At 62.9% G+C, this 20,765-nt stretch carries 19 protein-coding genes; 10 read left to right on the top strand and 9 right to left on the bottom strand.

The window, feature by feature from the left end:
- Positions 1-30: 30 nt before the first annotated feature.
- From pnp to B0G83_RS33345, 3 genes are all read right to left on the bottom strand, one after another.
- On the bottom strand, positions 31-2,166 hold the full coding sequence (pnp, locus tag B0G83_RS33335) for a polyribonucleotide nucleotidyltransferase (RefSeq protein WP_181157152.1): 2,136 nt from the start codon (positions 2,164-2,166) through the stop codon (positions 31-33).
- Positions 2,167-2,531: 365 nt separating this feature from the next.
- The gene (rpsO, locus tag B0G83_RS33340) at positions 2,532-2,804 is read right to left on the bottom strand and encodes a 30S ribosomal protein S15 (protein WP_105511589.1); all 273 of its coding nucleotides are present in this window, start codon (positions 2,802-2,804) and stop codon (positions 2,532-2,534) included.
- Positions 2,805-3,006: 202 nt separating this feature from the next.
- Positions 3,007-4,287 (bottom strand): branched-chain amino acid ABC transporter substrate-binding protein, encoded by a 1,281-nt coding sequence (locus tag B0G83_RS33345; RefSeq protein ID WP_105511590.1) that lies wholly within the window; start codon positions 4,285-4,287, stop codon positions 3,007-3,009.
- 190 nt (positions 4,288-4,477) lie between these two features.
- Here B0G83_RS33345 and B0G83_RS33350 point away from each other — a divergent pair, with 190 nt between their 5' ends.
- The 3 genes from B0G83_RS33350 to B0G83_RS33360 all read left to right on the top strand — a co-directional run bounded on the left by B0G83_RS33350 (position 4,478) and on the right by B0G83_RS33360 (position 7,704).
- Entirely contained in the window at positions 4,478-5,059 is a 582-nt protein-coding gene (locus B0G83_RS33350) for a hypothetical protein (RefSeq protein WP_105511648.1), read from the top strand.
- A gap of 249 nt (positions 5,060-5,308) precedes the next feature.
- A complete protein-coding gene (locus tag B0G83_RS33355; protein ID WP_105511591.1) occupies positions 5,309-5,944 on the top strand; it encodes a carbonic anhydrase in 636 nt (211 codons plus the stop codon).
- A 191-nt stretch (positions 5,945-6,135) separates the two neighbouring features.
- Complete coding sequence (locus B0G83_RS33360) at positions 6,136-7,704, top strand: SulP family inorganic anion transporter (protein ID WP_105511592.1); 1,569 nt, start codon at positions 6,136-6,138, stop codon at positions 7,702-7,704.
- Positions 7,705-7,815: 111 nt separating this feature from the next.
- Here the strand turns inward: B0G83_RS33360 and B0G83_RS33365 are convergent, their stop codons facing one another.
- The 6 genes from B0G83_RS33365 to B0G83_RS33390 all read right to left on the bottom strand — a co-directional run bounded on the left by B0G83_RS33365 (position 7,816) and on the right by B0G83_RS33390 (position 14,965).
- Positions 7,816-9,369 (bottom strand): 2-isopropylmalate synthase, encoded by a 1,554-nt coding sequence (locus B0G83_RS33365; protein WP_105511593.1) that lies wholly within the window; start codon positions 9,367-9,369, stop codon positions 7,816-7,818.
- Between the two features lie 421 nt (positions 9,370-9,790).
- Complete coding sequence (gene pssA, locus B0G83_RS33370; RefSeq protein WP_105511594.1) at positions 9,791-10,657, bottom strand: CDP-diacylglycerol--serine O-phosphatidyltransferase; 867 nt, start codon at positions 10,655-10,657, stop codon at positions 9,791-9,793.
- Positions 10,658-10,681: 24 nt separating this feature from the next.
- The gene (locus B0G83_RS33375) at positions 10,682-11,320 is read right to left on the bottom strand and encodes a phosphatidylserine decarboxylase (RefSeq protein ID WP_035551798.1); all 639 of its coding nucleotides are present in this window, start codon (positions 11,318-11,320) and stop codon (positions 10,682-10,684) included.
- Positions 11,321-11,461: 141 nt separating this feature from the next.
- Positions 11,462-12,478 carry a ketol-acid reductoisomerase gene (ilvC, locus tag B0G83_RS33380; protein WP_074763518.1) on the bottom strand — a complete coding sequence of 339 codons (1,017 nt, stop codon included), beginning with the start codon at positions 12,476-12,478 and terminating at the stop codon, positions 11,462-11,464.
- 120 nt (positions 12,479-12,598) lie between these two features.
- Entirely contained in the window at positions 12,599-13,090 is a 492-nt protein-coding gene (gene ilvN / locus B0G83_RS33385; RefSeq protein WP_035551805.1) for an acetolactate synthase small subunit, read from the bottom strand.
- 111 nt (positions 13,091-13,201) lie between these two features.
- Complete coding sequence (locus B0G83_RS33390) at positions 13,202-14,965, bottom strand: acetolactate synthase 3 catalytic subunit (RefSeq protein WP_035551806.1); 1,764 nt, start codon at positions 14,963-14,965, stop codon at positions 13,202-13,204.
- 362 nt (positions 14,966-15,327) lie between these two features.
- Here B0G83_RS33390 and B0G83_RS33395 point away from each other — a divergent pair, with 362 nt between their 5' ends.
- The 7 genes from B0G83_RS33395 to B0G83_RS33425 all read left to right on the top strand — a co-directional run bounded on the left by B0G83_RS33395 (position 15,328) and on the right by B0G83_RS33425 (position 20,571).
- Positions 15,328-15,891, top strand: coding sequence for an RNA polymerase sigma factor (locus B0G83_RS33395; RefSeq protein ID WP_012432361.1), 564 nt, complete (start codon positions 15,328-15,330; stop codon positions 15,889-15,891).
- On the top strand, positions 15,888-16,316 hold the full coding sequence (locus B0G83_RS33400) for a DUF3619 family protein (protein WP_105511595.1): 429 nt from the start codon (positions 15,888-15,890) through the stop codon (positions 16,314-16,316). Before B0G83_RS33395 ends, B0G83_RS33400 begins: the two co-directional genes overlap by 4 nt.
- Positions 16,317-16,332: 16 nt before the next feature.
- The gene (locus B0G83_RS33405) at positions 16,333-17,097 is read left to right on the top strand and encodes a DUF3106 domain-containing protein (protein WP_105511596.1); all 765 of its coding nucleotides are present in this window, start codon (positions 16,333-16,335) and stop codon (positions 17,095-17,097) included.
- Between the two features lie 12 nt (positions 17,098-17,109).
- On the top strand, positions 17,110-17,625 hold the full coding sequence (locus tag B0G83_RS33410) for an RDD family protein (protein WP_105511597.1): 516 nt from the start codon (positions 17,110-17,112) through the stop codon (positions 17,623-17,625).
- A 220-nt stretch (positions 17,626-17,845) separates the two neighbouring features.
- Complete coding sequence (locus B0G83_RS33415) at positions 17,846-18,787, top strand: UDP-2,3-diacylglucosamine diphosphatase (protein ID WP_105511598.1); 942 nt, start codon at positions 17,846-17,848, stop codon at positions 18,785-18,787.
- Between the two features lie 30 nt (positions 18,788-18,817).
- Positions 18,818-19,849 carry a glycosyltransferase family 1 protein gene (locus B0G83_RS33420; protein ID WP_105511599.1) on the top strand — a complete coding sequence of 344 codons (1,032 nt, stop codon included), beginning with the start codon at positions 18,818-18,820 and terminating at the stop codon, positions 19,847-19,849.
- A 20-nt stretch (positions 19,850-19,869) separates the two neighbouring features.
- Positions 19,870-20,571: a diacylglycerol kinase gene (locus tag B0G83_RS33425; protein ID WP_105511600.1), complete on the top strand. Its 702-nt coding sequence runs from the start codon at positions 19,870-19,872 to the stop codon at positions 20,569-20,571.
- The last annotated feature ends 194 nt before the right edge of the window (positions 20,572-20,765 follow it).

A 20,765-nucleotide genomic window follows, 5' to 3' on the forward strand; every position in this document is an offset into this window, starting at 1 on the left:
CGCGCTGCCGGCCGTTGCCCCGCTACCGGATTACTCCGGCGTCGGCTCGCCTTGCGGCGCGTCGTTCAGCAACGCCTTGGCCGACAAACGCACGCGACCCTTTTCGTCCGTCTGGATGACCTTGACCTTCACTTGCTGGCCATCTTTCAGATAGTCGTTGATGTCCTTGATACGCTCGTTAGCGATTTCGGAGATGTGCAGCAGACCGTCCTTGCCCGGCAGGATGTTCACGATCGCGCCGAAATCGAGCAGCTTGAGCACGGTGCCTTCGTACACCTGGCCCACTTCGACTTCAAGCGTGATGTTCTCGATACGCTTCTTCGCTTCGGCCATCCCTTCGCTGCTCGTGCTGGCGATGGTGACAACGCCGTCGTCCGAAATATCGATCGTCGTGCCGGTTTCTTCGGTCAGCGCGCGGATCACCGAACCACCCTTGCCGATCACGTCGCGGATCTTTTCCGGGTTGATCTTGATGGTGATCATGCGCGGGGCGTAGTCCGACAGCACCGTGTTCGCGCCCGACACCGCCGAGGTCATCTTGCCGAGGATATGCATACGGCCTTCCTTCGCTTGCGCGAGAGCGACCTGCATGATTTCCTTCGTGATGCCCTGGATCTTGATGTCCATCTGCAGCGCGGTCACGCCCTGCTCCGTACCCGCCACCTTGAAGTCCATGTCGCCGAGGTGATCTTCGTCGCCGAGGATGTCGGTCAGCACGGCAAACTTGTTGCCTTCCAGGATCAGGCCCATCGCGATGCCGGCGACGTGCGCCTTCATCGGCACGCCGGCGTCCATCAGTGCGAGGCAGCCGCCGCACACCGAAGCCATCGACGACGAACCGTTCGATTCGGTGATTTCCGACACCACGCGAATCGAATAGCCGAATTCGTCGGCGCTCGGCAGGCAGGCTGCCAGTGCGCGCTTGGCCAGACGGCCGTGACCGATTTCACGGCGCTTCGGCGAACCGACGCGACCCGTTTCGCCGGTCGCGAACGGCGGCATGTTGTAGTGGAGCATGAAGCGTTCGCGGTACTCGCCTTCGAGCGCGTCGATGTTCTGCTCGTCGCCCTTGGTGCCGAGCGTTGCCACCACCAGCGCTTGCGTTTCGCCGCGCGTGAACAGTGCCGACCCGTGCGTACGCGGCAGCACGCCGGTACGGATTTCGATCGGGCGCACGGTACGCGTGTCGCGGCCGTCGATACGCGGCTCGCCGTTCAGGATCTGCGTACGGACAATCTTCGCTTCGATGTCGAACAGCACGTTGCCGACGGTCGCCTTGTCGGCCGCTGCCGTGCCGCTTGCCGCTGCGTCTTCTTCCAGCTTCGCCGACGTCGCTGCGTAGACTTCCTTCAGCTTGGTGGAGCGTGCCTGCTTGTCGCGGATCTGATAAGCGGCGAGCAGTTCGGCTTGCGCCAGTTCCGCCACGCGTGCGATCAGCGGTTCGTTCTTCGCTGCCGGCTTCCAGTCCCATTCCGGCTTGCCGCCTTCGCGGACCAGCTCATGGATCGCGTCGATCGCGATCTGCATCTGGTCATGACCGAACACCACACCGCCGAGCATCACTTCTTCGCTCAGTTGCTGCGCTTCCGATTCCACCATCAGCACCGCGCGTTCCGTACCGGCGACGATCAGGTCGAGCGCCGATTCCTTCATTTGCGGACGCGTCGGGTTCAACACGTATTCGTTGTTGATGTAGGCCACGCGTGCTGCGCCGACCGGGCCGTTGAACGGCAGACCGGAAATGGCGAGCGCCGCCGACGCGCCGATCAGCGCGGGAATGTCGGCGGGAATTTCGGGGTTCAGCGACAGGACGTGAATCACGACCTGGACTTCGTTGTAGAAGCCTTCCGGGAACAGCGGACGGAGCGGTCGATCGATCAGGCGCGAAATCAGCGTTTCGCCTTCCGACGGACGGCCTTCGCGGCGGAAGAAGCCACCCGGGATCTTGCCGGCGGCGTAGGTCTTTTCGAGGTAGTCGACGGTCAGCGGGAAGAAATCCTGACCCGGCTTGGCGGTCTTGGCGCCGACCACGGTGGCCAGGATGACGGTGTCTTCGACGTCGACGATCACCGCACCGCTCGCCTGACGAGCGATTTCGCCCGTTTCGAGGCGAACGTTATGTTGTCCCCACTTAAATTCTTTGACGATCTTATTGAACATAGTCATTGCTTTTCCTCTTCGTAATGCCGCGCGGACCAGAAGCGGCGCGGCAACGCCAGGACCGGCGCCACAGGGGAAGAGTAGTGTTATGCCATTCCAGAGAACCACGCCCTACGTCGAGTACGTGCGCGAACCGCTGGAATGACACAAAGCTCTGCCCTGAAGCCCGGCCGTCTTTCTCTTGTGCTGCTTGTTCTACCGCTTTTTGCTACTGCTTTACTACGACTTCCTGTTGCCGCCGCATGAACCGGCACGCCACTGCGGACCACAGGCAGCGCGCGTCACATGAAGCGCACCGTGCAAAAACAAAATGCCTGCATCAGCGGAACTGACACAGGCATCTTGCCAAGAGCGCCTAACCGCGCGCCCGATTACTTACGCAGACCCAGCTTCTCGATCAGTGCGCGGTAACGGTCCGCGTCCTTACCCTTCAGGTAGTCGAGCAGCTTACGACGACGGCTCACCATGCGCAGCAGACCGCGGCGGCTGTGGTGATCTTTCGTGTGAGCCTTGAAGTGGAGCGTCAGTTCGTTAATGCGGGTCGTGAGCAGCGCGACCTGAACTTCAGGGGAGCCGGTGTCGTTAGCTGCGCGTGCGAATTGCGCAACGACTTCGGACTTGGTGCTTGTTTCAACTGCGGACATGTCGATTTCCTTGAGAACTAGACAGGCGGTCACGGAAGAAAGGCCGTGCCGTGGATTACTCCCGTAGCTGAAGCCTGAACATTGATAGCCCATGCCTCACAACGGGACGCGTATTGTAGCACAGCGCATTGCGGCCGCGAACCCTGCTGCGCCGGGGCGATTCGAGGGCGGCTCGTCGCGGCAAGCTCGCGCGAGACACGCCTCATGGCCGCTTCATCTTGCAGGTGGTCGTCGGCACGGTGCGCTCGGGCGGCAGCGCCAGCACCGTACGGAAACCGTAGCCTGAGCCTTCGTTATCGAAATGCACGCCCGGCGTGCCGGCCTTGTCCATCTCCATCACATAGAGCGGCTGGATCAGTTCATGGTCGTCGGCGCGCATCCACGAGGCGTGGAAGCCGCTGTCGAACCTGATGCCCTCGAGCGCACGAGCGACGGCCAGCGGGTCGGCGCTGCCGGCGCGGTTCATCGCCGCGGCCAGGGTTTCGATCATCAGCGGCATGCGCAGCACCGGGTAGTCGTCCTGGGCGGCCGGGAAACGGGCCCGGAACGCGGCGTACCAGGCGTCGGAGGCGGCACCGCCGGCATTCGGATGCCAGTCGGCCACGGCGATCACGTGCTTGACGCCGGCGTCGCCGAGCGCGGCCGGCGCGCCGAGGCTGTTGCCGTAGAAGGTGTAGAACTTCGTGTCCAGGCCCTGCTCGCGTGCCGCCTTGACCAGTAGCGTCAGATCGTTGCCCCAATTGCCCGTAATCACCGCATCGGCTCCGCTCGCGCGGATCTTCGCGATATACGGCGCGAAATCCTTCACGCGGCCGATCGGGTGGAACTCGTCGCCGACCACCGCGATATCCGGGCGTTTCGCCGCCAGCGTGGAACGCGCGAGGCTGCTGACGTCGTGGCCGAAGCTGTAGTCCTGGTTCAGCAGGTAGACCTTCTTTACCGTCCTGTCGCGCTGGATCACGTCGGCCAGCGCATCCATGCGCATGCCCGCGTGCGCGTCGAAGCGAAAGTGCCAGAAGCTGCAACTGGCGTTGGTCAGCGCGGGGTCGTCGGCGGAATAGTTGAGGAACAGCTCGCGGTTGGCCGGTTCGCGGCTGTTCTGCTTGTCGATCGCGCCGATCAGCGCGGCGGCGACCGCCGAACTGTTGCCTTGCATGATGTAGCCGATATGGCGGTCGGCGGCCGCGCGCAGTTGCGTGAGCGCCTCTTCGGCACTGCCCTTGCTGTCCAGCACGACCAGTTCCAGCGGATGCGCACCGTCCGCAAGCTTCACGCCGCCCTGCGCGTTCACCTGCTCGACGCCGAAGCGCAGATTGCGCTCCACCGCGGCGCCCGCGTTTGCGAACGGACCGGACATGCCTTCGATCAGCGCCAGCAGGATCGGGGCGCCGTTCGGTTTGCCGCCCGTTTGCGCGCCGGCATGACCCGCCGCCATCGTGAGCGCTACCAGCGCCGCTGCCGCCGCCCGTTGCCACTTCGCCATCGTGATCGCCCCGCTTGATTCGTCGAAGCGCGGATCATAGGTCGTTCGAGACGGAATAAGCAAGCCGCCGCAAGCGTTACTGTACTGACCGGCCGGCCTTGCACGAAGCGCCGCTGTTTCGCTGCGGCGCATGTCAGAATACCGGGTCTCGATGATAAAAACCGCGACTCAAATGCCATCGGAGGAATTCATGTTCAACCGCCACGCCGTCACGGCGGCTTCGACCGGAGCGCCGACCGCCGGCACATCGCCCGCCAGCGTTCAAGCAGCTTCGCGCCTGCGCCGCGCGGCGCTTGTCTGCCTGAGCGCGCTGGCGCTCGCCGGTTGCGCGCAACCCTGGCAGCAATTCCAGCCGGGCGCCGACGAATCGACCATCGTCACGCGGCTCGGCCCGCCGCGCGAAAGCTACGACTTGCCGAACGGCGGCAAACGGCTGATGTGGCCGACCCAGCCAATGGGCGAAACCACCACCGCTGCCGACATCGACGCGTCCGGCAAGATCGTCAACGTCCGCCAGGTGCTGCAACCCAACGAGTTCTACCGGGCGGAAATCGGCAAATGGACCAAGAGCGACGTGCTGGTTAACTTCGGCCGACCCGAGGAAACCGCGTACTTCCCGCTGATGAAGCGCGAAGTCTGGACCTATCGCTATCAGGAAGACAACGTCTGGTACATGATGTACAGCTTTTACTTCGACGATCAGGGCCTTCTGCGGACCACGCAGAAAACGCCTGATCCGTTGCATGATCCCGATCGCCGCGGCCTGTTCTAAACATTCGCTCGAACCGGCCCGAATGGATCTACGAAAGCCGCCTCCCCAAGCGGCTTTTTTTTATTTATTTCGCATGCAGGCGAATTTTATTTCTCGCCCGGCCGATTTATTTTTTGATAGAAAGGCATTCGTAAGCATTGATTCGATATCCGCTGACGTGAGATCCCGGCGGGCGGGCTAGCCGACAGGCGAGCATAGCCACCGTGGGACTCGGCCGGATCAATGCGCCCCCTTACGGAGCCGCTATCGATGAACCGCCCCAAACGCCTGCTGGTCGCCAACGTTGCCTGGGCGCACGAAACCGCCGTGCGCAACCCCGCATTTTTTCGTGATCTGGTGCGCGGGCAAAACCCGCACGTGCTGTGGATCGGCTGCTCGGACAGCCGCGTGCCCGCCGAAACCATCACGCATTGCGAGCCGGGCGACCTGTTCGTCCATCGCAACATCGCCAACCTGTTTCAGCCGGACGACGACAACTCCGCGAGCGTCCTCGAATACGCGGTGAAGGTGCTGAAGGTCGGGCACGTAATCGTCTGCGGTCACTACGGCTGCGGCGGCGTGCGCGCCGCGCTGCTGCCGCCGCAGCCGAGCCTGCCGCATGTGAACCGCCGGATCGCACCGCTGTGCGCGCTGGCGGGCGCGCATCGCGACGAACTCGACGGCCGCGCGACCGAGCGTGAGCGTATCGACCGGCTCGCCGAACTCAACGTGCTAGACCAGGTGCGCCGCTTACGCGCGCATCCCGTCGTGCAGGAAGCCGCTTCGGCGCCGCTCGTTCACGGCTGGATCTTCGCGCTCGAAGACGGCCGCATCAAAGTGCTCACGTCCGGCTACGAAGCCGACGACGCGATGACGTGCGCGACCGCTGCGCATAGCGCGGCTTAGCGGTAAAGAACGCTGAAGAGCATAGCGGCGCGGTAAGCCGCGCTGACGGACGCCGCATCGCCCGCATGCACTTGTATGCGGGCGGGCACGCTCCGCAGCTTTCGCAGCCGAGCCGGTAGTCAACAACGGCCCGGTCTTCGCCACCCACCCAAGCCGCGCGCCAGCGCCCTACATCTCACTGCACGGACACCATGAATCCACGCGCTTTCTTCTCCACGTTTCAGCGCGACCTGCTTGCGGGCACGGTCGTTTTTCTGGTGGCGCTGCCGCTCTGTCTGGGCATCGCGAACGCATCGGGCGTCGAACCGTTCGCGGGGCTCGTCTCGGGCATCGTCGGCGGTCTGGTGGTTGCCGTGCTGAGCGGTTCGCGCCTGAGCGTAAGCGGTCCGGCGGCAGGCCTCGTCGTGATCGTCGTCGACGGGATCGCGCAACTCGGCAGCTTTTCCGCCTTCCTGCTGGCCGTGCTGCTGTCCGGCGCGATCCAGTTCGGCTTCGGCATGCTGAAAGCCGGGCGATTTGCCGCCTATGTGCCGTCGCCGGTGATCAAAGGCATGCTGGCCGCGATCGGCGTGCTGCTGATCGTCAAGCAGTTCCCGCTTGCGCTGGGGCTAGGCGGGGCTTCGGCGGCGGCGGGTGCGCAAGCCGCCGGTGCGATCGCTACGCCGTTTGGTTCGATTTCGCTCGCGGCCTGTGTCATCACGCTGTTGTCGCTGGCGATTCTGGTCGGCTGGGAAACCCGCGCCATGCGACGCTTCAAGCTCGTGCGTCTGCTACCCGCGCCGCTCGCCGTCGTGTTGCTGGGGATCGGCGCGACTTTGCTGCTCGGCGTGCTCGTGCCCTCGTTCGCGCCGCCGGCCGAACACCGGGTCGCGCTGCCGTCGCTGGAATCGTTCGCGGCGCTGCGGGTGGCGCTTCAATGGGCCGACTTCGGGCCGCACTTCGCGCAACTCGTCAATCCCGACATCTGGCGCGTGGCCATCACGCTGGCGATCGTCGCGAGTCTTGAAACGCTGCTGAGCCTCGAAGCCGTCGAGCAGATCGATCCCCACCGGCGCGCCGCGCCGCCGGATCGCGAACTGAAGGCGCAAGGCGTGGGTAATCTGATCGCGGGCGCGATTGGCGGGTTGCCGATCACGTCGGTCATCGTGCGTAGTTCGGCGAACGTGCATGCGGGTGCGCAGAGCCGGCTGTCGGCGATCATTCACGGCGTGTTGCTGCTGGTCAGCGTGTTTGCGCTCACCAGCGTCATCAATCTGATTCCGCTCGCCTGTCTCGCGGCGATCCTGATTTTCACGGGCGTGAAGCTTGCCAAACCGTCGTTATTCGTTGCCATTGCCCGCCAGGGTTTTGCACCGTTCGCACCGTTTATCGTCACGCTGGTTGGCGTGCTCGCGACCGATCTGCTGATCGGCATCGTGCTCGGCATTCTGTGCAGCGTGCTGCTCGCGCTGGTCGCGAACCTGCGCGGCCCGCTCGTGCTGGCGCAGCATGGCGATCACTATCTGCTGTCGTTTCGCAAGGACGTGTCGTTTCTCGGCAAGGTGCCGCTCAAGCATTACCTGCAGCAGATTCCCGACGGCGCGACGTTGATCGTCGACGCCACGCGTGCCGATTTCGTCGATCATGACGTGCGTGAACTGCTCGATACCTTCGTGGCCGATGCGCCGCGCCGGGGGATCGCGGTCGAGGTGCGGCATCAGGTTCAGGCGCAGGCGCGTGCCGCGCGCGGCTGGTCGATGCGGCGTGCGACGGCGGAATAGCGCACGGATTGGTAAACGAAAAAGTAAACGAAAAAGCCCCGCGCCATTCATTCAATGGCACGGGGCTTTTTTAACCGCTGCAAGGCGCGCCAGGTCAGCGCGCCGCGTTCGTCACACGCCTTCCGAACGTTGCGGATTCAACTTGTCCACATTCGAATGAAGCTTGTTCAGTGCCGAGATATAAGCCTTCGCGGAAGCCGCGACGATATCAGGATCGGTGCCGACGCCGTTGACGATGCGCCCACTCTTCGACAGGCGCACGGTCACTTCGCCCTGCGCCTGCGTCCCCGTGGTGATCGCGTTCACCGAATACAGCAGCAGTTCCGAACCGCTGCCCACTTCGGTTTCGATCGCATTGAGCGTGGCGTCGACGGGGCCGTTGCCGCGCGCTTCGCCGGTGATTTCCTTGCCTTCCACCGAGAACACGATCTTCGCGTGCGGCTGCTCGCCGGTTTCCGAATGCTGCGACAGCGACAGGAACTTGTAGTGCTCCTTTTCCTGCGCGGCCGCCGATTCTTCAGTGACGATCGAGATAATGTCTTCGTCGAAAATTTCCGCCTTGCGATCGGCCAGTTCCTTGAAGCGCGCGAACGCGGTGTTCAGCTCCGCCTCGCTGTCCAGCGCAATGCCCAGTTCCTGCAGGCGCTGCTTGAACGCATTGCGGCCCGACAGTTTGCCGAGCACGATCTTGTTCGCGCTCCAGCCCACGTCTTCGGCCCGCATGATTTCGTAGGTATCACGCGCTTTCAGCACGCCGTCCTGGTGAATCCCGGACGCATGGGCGAACGCGTTCGCGCCGACCACCGCCTTGTTCGGCTGCACGACGAAACCGGTGATTTGCGACACCAGCTTCGACGCCGGCACGATCTGCGTCGTGTCGAGGCCCACGTCGAGGCCGAAATAATCCTTGCGGGTCTTCACCGCCATGACGATTTCTTCGAGCGACGTGTTGCCCGCGCGCTCGCCAAGACCGTTGATCGTGCATTCCACCTGACGCGCGCCGCCAATCTGCACGCCGGCCAGCGAGTTCGCCACCGCCATGCCGAGGTCGTTATGGCAATGCACCGAGAACACCGCCTTATGCGAGTTCGGAATGCGCTCGCGCAGCGTTTTCACCAACTGACCGTACAACTCCGGCACGCCATAGCCAACCGTATCCGCGATATTGATGGTGGTCGCGCCTTCGGCAATCACCGCCTCGAGCACACGACAGAGAAAGTCCATGTCCGAGCGGCTGCCGTCTTCCGGCGAGAATTCGACGTCGTCGGTGAATTTGCGGGCGAAACGCACCGCCAGTTTCGCCTGCTCGAACACCTGGTCCGGCGTCATGCGCAGCTTCTTCTCCATGTGCAGCGGCGACGTGGCGATGAACGTGTGGATGCGGAAATGATCGGCCGGCTTGAGCGCGTCGGCGGCGCGCTGGATGTCTTTGTCGTTCGCGCGGGCCAGCGAGCAGACCGTGCTGTCCTTGATCATGCCGGCGATGGTTTGAATCGCGTCGAAGTCACCGTTCGAGCTGGCCGCGAAGCCGGCTTCGATCACGTCCACTTTCATGCGCTCGAGTTGCTTCGCGATGCGGATTTTTTCCTCTTTCGTCATCGACGCACCGGGCGATTGTTCGCCGTCGCGCAACGTGGTGTCGAATATGATCAGTTTGTCGGACATGTCGGGTCTCCTGAGGAGGCGTTCAATTGTGGGGATCGGATCTTGGAATGGGGGTGTCCGGAGGTGTCTGCGCCACCGCTGGCGACGTTCGGCCACAGATGCGGCAAACGGAGCGGCGGACGAATACGACTCACGCGGCGACTTACTTGAGCATGCCTGCGACGATCGGCGCGAGCCATGTGCGAGCCACGCGCTAGCACGCTTGATGACGCGCCGGCCTGACGACGCACGTGGCGCGAAAAAGCGCGATGACCGTATTCAGCAATCGACTATAACGGCATTCCCCCTGCCGTGCAATTGGCGCCGAACCTGCCTGCGCGGCCGCGCTGAAGGGCTTGCGCACAACGAAAAACGGCGGCCTTCCGGCCGCCGTTCCGTCATATCGCACGCGGGTTGAAAAACGCCCGCTTGCGCTTGAATTTCATCTGTCCCGCACCACCGAACGCGCCGGATTGGCCCGGCCACGAACCGCCTGGTATCCCCAGAACACATAGCCCGACAGGCCATACAGCACGAACAGGCCGAACAGCATCAGCGGTGGATCGGACGACACCAGCACGAATGTCAGCACCACCAGCAGAATCACGCCGAACGGCACGCGATGCCGCACGTCCAGCGCCTTGCCGCTATAGAACGGCGCGTTCGAGACCATCGTCACGCCGGCGTAGATGGTCAGCACGAAGGCGACCCACGGCAGCCAGACCAGCTTGAGCGGCACGCGGTTGTCGGTGGCGAGCCACACGAAACCGGCGATCAGCGCCGCGGCGGCCGGGCTTGGCATGCCTTGGAAGAAACGCTTGTCGACCACGCCGATATTCGTATTGAAGCGCGCCAGACGCAGCGCCGCGCCCGAACAGTAGACGAACGCCGCGAGCCAGCCCCAGCGGCCGAGGTCTTTCAGAATCCATTCGTACATGACGAGCGCCGGCGCAACGCCGAACGACACCATGTCCGACAGACTGTCGAACTGCTCGCCGAACGCGCTTTGCGTATGCGTCATGCGGGCAACGCGGCCGTCCATGCCGTCGAGCACCATCGCAACGAAGATCGCGATGGCCGCGACTTCGAAGCGCACGTTCATGGCCTGCACGACGGCGAAGAAACCGCAGAACAGCGCCGCGGTGGTGAACGCGTTGGGCAGCAGATAAATGCCGCGCTTTCTCAGGAACTGCTGACGTTGCGCGCGCCGGCTGTCGACCGCCGCCTCGGCCACCATCGGCTTGTTACGGCGAAACGGACGCGGCAGCGGTCCGCTGTTGCGGGGGCGACGCGGTTTGAATGCGGCCATTCGGAAAACCTCCTTGGTGCCGCTTTACAGTTCAGCGAGGATCGTGGACGACGCCGAAACCTTCTCGCCGATCGACACACGCGGACGGCTGCCCACCGGCAGATACACGTCGACTCGCGAACCGAACCGGATGAATCCATAACGCTGACCACGCGTGAGCGGCTCACCGGCCCGAACGTAGCAAAGAATGCGCCGCGCGATCAGACCGGCGATCTGTACCGACGTAACCGTCTGACCGCCGGCCATTTCGATCACCACCGCATTGCGTTCGTTTTCGGTCGACGCTTTGTCCACCGCGGCGTTCAGATACGCGCCCGGGAAATATTCGACCTTGGAAATCGCGCCATCCACCGGCGAGCGTTGCGAGTGGACGTTGAACACGTTCATGAACACGCTGATCTTCAGCGCTTCACGATTGGCATACGGATCATGCGCGGTTTCGACTGCGACGATACGGCCGTCCGCCGGACACAGCACCGCATTCGCCTGAGTGGGAATGGGACGAGCGGGATCGCGGAAGAACTGGACGACGAAGATCAGCAGCAGCCAGAACAGCCATGAAATGCCGAACCCCGCGAAGAAGTGAACCAGTAGTGCAACGACGGCCGCGATGGCGATGAACGGCCAGCCTTCTCGCGCGATGATCGGATGAGGGTAATTCATGAATGGCTTCTGTGTTTTTGTAAAACCGTAGGATAGCAAAAGCCGCCCAGGGTTCAGCACCCTTGGACGGCTTTTTGATCTGCCCGGCTCTTTCGTTACGTTTGCGGTTTGGCGCCGCGCCGGGCAAAAACGTTGACTAGCTTAGTTCTTCGACTGGTCGACCAGCTTGTTGGCGGCGATCCACGGCATCATCGAACGCAGCTTCGCACCGACCGTTTCGATCTGGTGTTCCGCCGTCAGACGGCGGCGCGACTGCAGCGTCGGTGCGCCGGCCTTGTTTTCGATGATGAAGCTCTTCGCGTACTCGCCCGTCTGAATGTCGGTCAGCACAGCCTTCATCGCCTTCTTCGTTTCAGCCGTCACGATGCGCGGACCCGTCACGTACTCGCCGTATTCGGCGTTGTTCGAGATCGAGTAGTTCATGTTGGCGATGCCGCCTTCATAGATCAGGTCGACGATCAGCTTCAGTTCGTGCAGGCATTCGAAGTACGCCATTTCCGGCGCGTAGCCCGCTTCCACCAGCGTTTCGAAGCCGGCCTTGATCAGGTCGACCGTACCGCCGCACAGCACGGCTTGTTCGCCGAACAGGTCGGTTTCCGTTTCTTCGCGGAAGTTGGTTTCGATGATGCCGGCACGGCCGCCGCCGTTCGCCGCAGCGTACGACAGTGCGATGTCACGTGCCGCGCCCGACTTGTCTTGCGCAACCGCGATCAGGTGCGGCACGCCGCCACCTTGCGAGTACGTGCCGCGAACCGTGTGGCCCGGGGCCTTCGGTGCGATCATGATTACGTCGAGGTCGGCACGCGGAATCACTTGACCGTAATGCACGTTGAAGCCGTGCGCGAAGGCCAGCGCGGCGCCTTGCTTGGCGTTGGCGTGCACTTCTTTTGCATAGACTTCGGCGATCTGCTCGTCCGGCAGCAGCATCATGACGACGTCCGCGCCCTTCACGGCTTCAGCCACTTCCTTGACTTGCAGGCCGGCGTTTTCAGCCTTGCTCCACGATGCGCCGCCCTTACGCAGACCGACCGTGATGTTCACGCCGCTTTCCTTCAGGTTCAGCGCGTGCGCATGGCCTTGCGAGCCATAGCCGATGATGGTGACTTGCTTACCCTTGATGAGGGAGAGGTCAGCGTCCTTGTCGTAGAAAACTTTCATGTCGGTTCCTTAACTAAATTCGGTGATAACTGTGAAATTCAAATACTGCGAATGTTGTGCTGCCTGGCGGGATTTTTAAGGCTCCGCCCGGCCTTGATCGAGACGGGTTGGCGTTGAGCGTCACACCTTCAGAATGCGCTCGCCGCGACCGATGCCCGAGCCACCCGTACGGACGGTTTCGAGAATCGCCGTGGAGTCGATCCCTTCGATGAAAGCGTCGAGCTTCTCGCTCGCGCCCGTCAGTTCGATCGTGTAGGTCTTTTCGGTGACGTCGATGATGCGGCCGCGGAAAATATCCGACATCCGCTTCATTTCCTCACGTTCCTTGCCGACCGCCCTCACCTTGATCAACATCAGCTCGCGCTCGATGTGGGCGCCCTCGGTAAGGTCGACCACTTTCACCACCTCGATCAGGCGGTTCAGATGCTTCGTGATCTGTTCGATCACGTCGTCCGAGCCAATGGAGACGATGGTCATGCGCGACAGCGAACGGTCTTCGGTCGGAGCCACCGTCAAGGTTTCAATGTTGTAGCCGCGTGCCGAGAACAAGCCCACCACGCGTGATAACGCGCCCGGTTCGTTTTCCAGCAGGACTGAAATGATGTGTCTCATGATTCGCTTCTTCCAGATGTTTTGTCGATGTCTGCGAGCGGCTTCGTGCCGCTTCGCCCGCGTTCGCCGTTTTTGACGGCGCGCGTGGCGAAGCCGGCACTCAAGCCGTCGTTATAGATCTTCCGAACCCATGAGCATCTCGGTGATGCCCTTGCCGGCCTGGACCATCGGCCAGACGTTTTCGGTCGGATCGGTCTGGAAATCGAGAAACACCGTGCGATCTTTCAGGCGCAGCGCTTCCTTCAGCGCCGGTTCGACGTCGGCCGTGTGTTCGACACGAATACCGACGTGGCCGTACGCTTCGGCCAGCTTCACGAAATCGGGCAGCGCATCCATGTACGAATGCGAATAGCGCTTGCTGTATTCGATTTGCTGCCACTGGCGCACCATGCCCAGATAGCGGTTGTTCAGCGAGATGATCTTCACCGGCGTCTCGTACTGCTTGCAGGTGGAGAGCTCCTGAATACACATCTGGATCGAGCCTTCGCCCGTGATGCAGAGCACGTCGTCGTCCGGGTGCGCCATCTTCACGCCCATCGCCGCCGGCAGGCCGAAGCCCATCGTGCCGAGACCGCCGGAATTGATCCAGCGGCGTGGCTTGTTGAAGCGATAGAACTGCGCCGCCCACATCTGGTGCTGGCCGACGTCGGAACATACGAAGGCATTGCCGTCGGTCAGTTCCCACGCTTTTTCCACCACGTATTGCGGCTTGATGATGTCGCTCTTGCGGTCGAACTTCAGGCAGTCTTTGGCGCGCCAGGCTTCGATGTCCTTCCACCAGTCGGCGAGCGCCGCGGTGTCGGGGCCATGCTCGGCCGTTTGCAACTGCTCGATCAGCTCCTTCAGCACTTCCTTCACGTCGCCGACGATCGGAATGTCGACCTTGACGCGCTTGGAGATGGAAGAAGGATCGATGTCGATATGGATGATTTTGCGCGGGCGCGAAGCGAAATGCGCCGGGTCGCCGATCACGCGGTCGTCGAAGCGCGCACCGATGGCGATCAGCACGTCGCAGTGCTGCATGGCCATGTTGGCTTCGTACGTGCCGTGCATGCCGAGCATGCCGAGGAATTTCTTGTCGCTCGCGCGGTAACCGCCCAGACCCATCAGCGTGTTGGTGACCGGATAGCCGAGCAGGTCGGCGAACTGGTTCAATTCACGCGCTGCGTCCGCGAGGATGATGCCGCCGCCGGTGTAGATGTACGGACGCTTCGCGCCCAGCAACAACGACACGGCCTTGCGGATCTGCCCGGAGTGGCCCTTCGTGACCGGGTTGTACGAGCGCAGCGACACGCTCTTCAACGGTTCGTACTGGCACGGCGTCTTCGACACGTCTTTCGGAATGTCGATCAGCACCGGGCCGGGACGGCCGGTACGGGCAATAAAGAAAGCTTTCTTGACGGTGGCAGCGAGATCGCGCACGTCTTTCACGAGAAAGTTGTGCTTCACGCAGGGACGCGTGATACCGACCGTGTCGCACTCCTGGAACGCATCCTGGCCGATCGCGGCAGTGGGCACCTGGCCGCTGATCACGACCATCGGGATCGAATCCATGTAGGCGGTGGCGATGCCGGTCACCGCATTGGTGACGCCCGGACCGGACGTCACGAGGCACACACCCACCTTACCGGTGGAACGCGCGTAAGCGTCGGCTGCGTGGACCGCGGCCTGCTCGTGGCGTACCAGAACGTGCTGGAACTTGTCCTGCTTGTACAGCTCGTCGTAAATGTAGAGTACCGAGCCGCCGGGATAGCCCCAGATGAACTCGACGTCTTCGTCGGCCAGTGCCTTCATGAGCACGGTGGCGCCGATAGAGTCAGCTTCGGGATGAGGAGTCGTATCCGACGTGGAGAATTCCGCGCTGGGCATATTCATTTATTCACCTTTCGAAATTTCGGCAAAAATTTGATCGGGTGCTCTCTGCCGGGCTTGTGGCTCGGGTTCAAGCTGCGCGTCCAGTTGACAGGTGAGCTTCTTGGGCCACACCTCAATTGAGACAAATCACTTGTGTTGCGAACCAGCGAAGATATCTGCTGACGCCCACGCGGTCAAGCAAATATTGCCTGAGCGCCCTGCCCCTAATCTCTCCCGCCGCTTCGAATCGACCGAAAGCTTGTTATAGAGATGCAAGGTGAATCACGTTTCGCCCCAGCGGCGCAAAAGTTTGTTAGCATCCGCGAGTTTTACGACATTTTTCGACCGATTACGCGCACGCTCGCTGCGCCGACCCCCAACGGATGGCATCAGACAAGGAACTCGCCGATTTTTTGGCGGGCGTCGAAAGGCGCGCATTCAAGCAGACGGTCTACGCCGTGCGGGACGACGACGCCTCGCTGGATATCGTGCAGGACGCGATGATCAAGCTCGCCGAAAAATATGGCGACCGTCCGGCGGCCGAACTTCCGCTGCTGTTTCAGCGTATTCTCCAGAATGCGATGCACGACTATTTCCGTCGTGCGAAAGTGCGCAATACTTGGGTGAGTCTGTTTTCGTCGCTCGGCAACGCCGACGACGAGGATTTCGACCCGCTCGAGACATTCGAAGCCCAGCAAGGCTCGGCGGGCTCGGAGAGCAACGAACAAAAACTCGAACGCGAACAGGTTCTGCAGTTAATCGACGACGAGATCCAAAAGTTACCGGCACGTCAACGGGAGGCGTTTCTCATGCGTTATTGGGAAGATATGGATGTCGCCGAGACTGCCGCCGCGATGGGCTGCTCCGAGGGCAGTGTGAAGACACACTGCTCGCGGGCCACGCACACGCTGGCGCAAGCGCTCAAGGCTAAAGGAATCACGCTATGAGCTCCCTGGAAACCAAAGAACTCGAGTTCGCCCGCCAAATGCGCCGCGCGCTCGACGAAAACGCCGCCAGCATTCCCACCGCCGCCGTCGACCGGCTCGCCGCGGCGCGCCGTGCCGCGCTCGCCCGCAAGAAGCCTGAGGCGGTAAGCGCGCCGGTGTTCGTGCCCGCCTTCGCCGGCGTGGGTATGCCGGCTGGCATGCCGCCCGTCGAATTGCCGCAGCGCCGTCGTTCACCGCTGCGCCGCTTCGCGCTCGCGTGGCCGCTCGTCGCGCTGGTCGTGAGCCTGGTGGGGATTGCCTACTGGGAAGACCAGCAGCGCACCGCCGAACTCGCCGATATCGATGCCGCCATGCTAAGCGACGATCTGCCGCTCAATGCCTACCTTGACCACGGCTTCAACGCGTATCTTTCACGCGCCCATTGAGCGGGAGATTTTTCGGGTGAGTTACAAGCGCGGCCTGGCCGTTGTTTTCGGATGCACGATCGCGGCTCTGGTGTCGTTCGCCGCGACTTATCCGCGCTTTTACCCGAGCCCCGCCGCGCCCAGCGCCCCCGCTGCGGGCGGCAACCCGGCTACCGCCAAGGCGCCCGCGCCCACGCTCGCCGTCGACCTGCCGAGCCTGCCCGGCAGCAACAGTCCGATGGCGTGGTCGCGTCTCAGTTCGGCTGACCATATCGCGCTTGCGCCGTTCGAACCCCTTTGGGATTCGTTCAGTGACGAACGCAAGCGCAAATGGATCAAAATCGCATCGCGTTATCCGAAAATGTCGCCCGATGCGCAAAAACGCCTGCACGACCGCATGACTGAATGGGTACGCATGACGCCCGATCAGCGGCGCGTCGCGCGTGAAAACTACCAGGTGTCGAAGGAACTGCCGCGCGAAACGCGTCAGAACGCGTGGAAGACCTATCAGCAGTTGCCCGAAGAGCAGAAGGAACGGCTCGCCGCCAGCGAGCGCAAGCGTCGGCCGAGCGTCGTGAGCGCGCCGCCGTCGGGCCGCACCGAGATCAAGGGTATCGATCGGCTCGTCAATGCGCGTGAGCATGGCGCGAGTGGCGCCGCCGCAGCCAGCGCCGCGGCGGCTGCGGCGCTGCCGAGTCCGGCCGCCGTCGCGCCGGCGATTCCCGCCGCGGGCAGTTTCGTGCCCGCCACGCCCGTGCCGGTTTCGCCGGCCGAGGCGCCGTCGATTTTCAACGACTCCTGATCCGGCTCGCCCGTGTCCCAGCCGCTCGCCACCCCGACCCTGCCCGTTGATGCGCCGAGCATCGCTCCTACCGTTAGACGGCGCCTCGCGGCGCTGCTCTACGAAGCGGTGATCCTGTTCGGCGTAGTGTTCATCGCCGGTTACCTGTTCAGCACACTCACGCAGCAACGCAACGGCCTGACGCACCACAATCTGCTGGCGGCCTGGATCGGGCTCGTGGTCGGCGTGTATTTCGTGTGGTTCTGGACCCACAGCGGCCAGACCCTGCCGATGAAAACCTGGCGCCTGCGTGTGGTCGCCGCCGACGGCACGCCGCTGTCCACCGGCCGCGCGATCGTCCGCTACGTGCTGACGTGGCTGTGGTTTCTGCCGCCGCTCGCCTTGCATCCGGTGCTTGGGCTCAAGTTGCCGCAGACGCTGCTGATCGCCGGCATCTGGTTCGTGGTGTGGGCGGCCACGGGTCGCTTCGATCCGCAACGCCAGTTCCTGCACGACCGCCTCGCCGGTACTCGGGTGATCGGCGTCTGACATCGCGCCAACACGCGCCGCCTTCCGCCTTAACCCGGCGCACCCCGCGCCCGACTGCCACTCGCCCCCGCTCCAGCTTCCCCACACTAACTGATCGCCGCCCCTTCCCGCAGTCACTCGCCGTCGACCTCGCCCGCAGTAATAAGAACTTCTCGTGACTGTCACGGCACAGTCACGCGACCCAGGCTCAATACGGTCACTGCAACTCGACGCGTGAGCCATGGACCCCAAAACGTCCGCGACTTCCCTGTTCCGCCAAACCGGCCCGAGCGTCGACCCCGTCGCGTTCCGCCCGGAACCCAACCCCAGTCACGGCTTGCCGCTGCCTATGGCCTCGTTGCCGCTCGACGCCTCCGCCGGTCATCACGACGACGATCACGCCGAACCGCATCGTTACCGCACCATCTGGCTGTCCGACATCCATCTCGGTTCGAGCGGCTGCCAGGCGCCCTATCTGCTCGATTTCCTGCGCTACAACGAGTCGGAGTATCTGTACCTGGTCGGCGACATCATCGACGGCTGGCAGTTGAAGAAGGGCTGGTACTGGCCACAGGCGCATAACGACGTGGTGCAGAAAATCCTCCGCAAAGCCCGCAAAGGCACCCAGGTCGTCTACGTGCCCGGTAATCACGACGAAGCCGCGCGCCAGTTCTGCGACCTCGCGTTCGGCGACATCCACGTGCGCGGCGAGGCGTTCCACACGACGCTGGCCGGCAAGCGCCTGTGGATCGTGCACGGCGATCTGTTCGACGGCGTGATCCAGCACGCCAAGTGGCTCGCCTATCTCGGCGACACGCTCTACACGATGATCCTGATCCTGAACCGCTGGTTCAACCGGATCCGCAGCCGGCTCGGCTTCCCGTACTGGTCGCTGTCGCAATACCTGAAGCATCAGGTGAAGAACGCGGTGAATTTCATCTCCTCGTTCGAACGCGTGATGACCGACGAAGCGCGCCGCCGCGGCTGCGACGGCGTGGTCTGCGGACACATCCACAAAGCCGAGATCCGCGACATCGACGGCGTGCTGTATTGCAACGACGGCGACTGGGTCGAAAGTCTCTCCGCGCTGGTCGAGACCTACGAAGGCGAACTCAAAGTGATCTACTGGACCGTGATGCGCGCCCCGGAAGTCGGCGTGCAAAAGGCCCGGGCGACCGCGTAGTCCCTCTTAACTTCTATTGGGCCAACACCGATGAAGATCATGATCGTCACCGACGCATGGGAACCGCAGGTCAATGGCGTCGTGCGCACGCTGAAGAACACCACCCGCGAACTCACCGCACTCGGCCATAACGTCGACCTGCTGACGCCGCTCGAATTCAAGACGATCCCTTGCCCGACTTACCCCGAGATTCGCCTGTCGCTGCTGCCGCGCCGCAAGCTGCACGAACGGATCGACGCGTTCGCGCCCGACGCGCTGCATATCGCCACCGAAGGCCCGCTCGGCATGGCCGCGCGCAACTACGCGATCAAGCACAAGCTGCCCTTCACGACCGCGTATCACACGCGCTTTCCGGAGTACGTGCAGGCGCGCTTCGGCATTCCGATCGGCATCACCTACAAGTTCCTTCACTGGTTCCATAAGCCTTCGCTGGCGGTGATGGCGCCGACGCCAGTGGTCAAGACCGATCTCGAAAAATTCGGCTTCACGAATGTGGTGCTGTGGACTCGCGGCGTCGATCTGGACATCTTTCACCAGATGGACTCGAAGGTACTCAACAGCGCACGGCCGATTTTTCTGTATGTAGGCCGCGTCGCCGTCGAGAAAAACGTCGAGGCGTTTCTGAAGCTCGATCTGCCCGGCTCGAAGTGGGTCGCCGGTGAAGGCCCCGCGCTCGCCGAACTGAAGTCGCGCTATCCGCAGGCGAATTATCTGGGCGTGCTGACGCAAGCCGAGCTGGCCAAGGTGTATGCTGCCGCCGACGTCTTCGTGTTCCCGAGCCGCACCGACACCTTCGGGCTGGTGCTGCTCGAAGCGCTCGCCTGCGGTACGCCGGTCGCGGCATACCCCGTCACCGGTCCGATCGACGTGCTCGGCGACGGCGGCGCGGGCGCGATGCACGAAGACCTGCGCGAGGCCTGCCTCGAAGCCCTGAAGATCGATCGTAACCATGCACGCGCGTGGGCAGAGCGCTTCTCGTGGACCGCGGCGTCGGAACAGTTCGCCGCGCATCTGAAGCCGCTGCCGCGCACGTCGTACCGAGAGGAAAGCGCCGCCGCCTGACGCGGCGCGCCGAGCCGTCCATGCCAATCAGACAATCCACCGCCGCGCGCGCCACCCCTCGCGCGCTACGCGCCATCGACGGCGCGAGCGAGACGGCGAACATCGAACCGTTCGACGACGTGAGCGAACCCGGCGCGCCGGATCATACGGAGCGCGCGCAGGGATTGAACGGCATGAACGGCGCTCACGGCGCGAGTCATGCGGGCGCGGCGCATGCGGCGAGTGCTGCCGGCGCAAACCACGCGAACGCCAACCCTGCGCACACGGGCGACGGGACTGAGACCCAGCACGAACCGCTCAGTCCGGACGACCCGCTAGCGCCGCTGCCCTTCAATCCGTACAAAGGCAATCGCGGCCTGACCCGTGCATGGCACGCGATGAAAAACTCGCTGGCCGGGTTTCGCGTCGCGATTCGCGAAGAAAGCGCGTTCCGTCAGGAATTGACGCTGGCGGCGATTCTGATTCCGTGCGGCGTGCTGGTGCCGGTCGAACCCGTGTCGCGCGTGCTGCTGCTCGGCTCGGTACTGCTGGTGCTGATCGTCGAGTTGCTGAATTCGAGCGTGGAAGCCGCGATCGATCGCATCTCGCTGGAACGTCATGAATTGTCGCGCCGCGCGAAGGATCTCGGCAGCGCGGCGGTCATGGTCGCGCTCGGCATGTGCGTGATGACGTGGGGGCTGATCGTCGGACCGCTCGTCGTGCATTGGATCCGCACGTGGTGACGAAAAAATTGCGCGCATAGCGTGCGAAATACGCCTGAAAACACGCGGAAAACGTACTCGGCGCACCGGCGCAAGGCGTCCAGACGAATGAAAACCCTGAGTATCTGCTTGGTATAAGAACGGTCGGTTTATAATCGTCCGACAGTCCCACAAGAAAACGCTGGGCCGTCCCCAGGTTTTTCTTGCCCCGCAGG

The organism is Paraburkholderia sp. BL21I4N1, from assembly GCF_002973525.1.
In the GTDB taxonomy this organism is placed as follows: domain Bacteria; phylum Pseudomonadota; class Gammaproteobacteria; order Burkholderiales; family Burkholderiaceae; genus Paraburkholderia.

Coding starts and splice junctions, on each gene's coding strand:
- pnp (WP_181157152.1), bottom strand. CDS start 2,166: ATGACTATGTTCAATAAGATCGTCAAAGAATTTAAGTGGGGACAACAT.
- rpsO (WP_105511589.1), bottom strand. CDS start 2,804: ATGTCCGCAGTTGAAACAAGCACCAAGTCCGAAGTCGTTGCGCAATTC.
- B0G83_RS33345 (WP_105511590.1), bottom strand. CDS start 4,287: ATGGCGAAGTGGCAACGGGCGGCGGCAGCGGCGCTGGTAGCGCTCACG.
- B0G83_RS33350 (WP_105511648.1), top strand. CDS start 4,478: ATGTTCAACCGCCACGCCGTCACGGCGGCTTCGACCGGAGCGCCGACC.
- B0G83_RS33355 (WP_105511591.1), top strand. CDS start 5,309: ATGAACCGCCCCAAACGCCTGCTGGTCGCCAACGTTGCCTGGGCGCAC.
- B0G83_RS33360 (WP_105511592.1), top strand. CDS start 6,136: ATGAATCCACGCGCTTTCTTCTCCACGTTTCAGCGCGACCTGCTTGCG.
- B0G83_RS33365 (WP_105511593.1), bottom strand. CDS start 9,369: ATGTCCGACAAACTGATCATATTCGACACCACGTTGCGCGACGGCGAA.
- pssA (WP_105511594.1), bottom strand. CDS start 10,657: ATGGCCGCATTCAAACCGCGTCGCCCCCGCAACAGCGGACCGCTGCCG.
- B0G83_RS33375 (WP_035551798.1), bottom strand. CDS start 11,320: ATGAATTACCCTCATCCGATCATCGCGCGAGAAGGCTGGCCGTTCATC.
- ilvC (WP_074763518.1), bottom strand. CDS start 12,478: ATGAAAGTTTTCTACGACAAGGACGCTGACCTCTCCCTCATCAAGGGT.
- ilvN (WP_035551805.1), bottom strand. CDS start 13,090: ATGAGACACATCATTTCAGTCCTGCTGGAAAACGAACCGGGCGCGTTA.
- B0G83_RS33390 (WP_035551806.1), bottom strand. CDS start 14,965: ATGAATATGCCCAGCGCGGAATTCTCCACGTCGGATACGACTCCTCAT.
- B0G83_RS33395 (WP_012432361.1), top strand. CDS start 15,328: ATGGCATCAGACAAGGAACTCGCCGATTTTTTGGCGGGCGTCGAAAGG.
- B0G83_RS33400 (WP_105511595.1), top strand. CDS start 15,888: ATGAGCTCCCTGGAAACCAAAGAACTCGAGTTCGCCCGCCAAATGCGC.
- B0G83_RS33415 (WP_105511598.1), top strand. CDS start 17,846: ATGGACCCCAAAACGTCCGCGACTTCCCTGTTCCGCCAAACCGGCCCG.
- B0G83_RS33420 (WP_105511599.1), top strand. CDS start 18,818: ATGAAGATCATGATCGTCACCGACGCATGGGAACCGCAGGTCAATGGC.
- B0G83_RS33425 (WP_105511600.1), top strand. CDS start 19,870: ATGCCAATCAGACAATCCACCGCCGCGCGCGCCACCCCTCGCGCGCTA.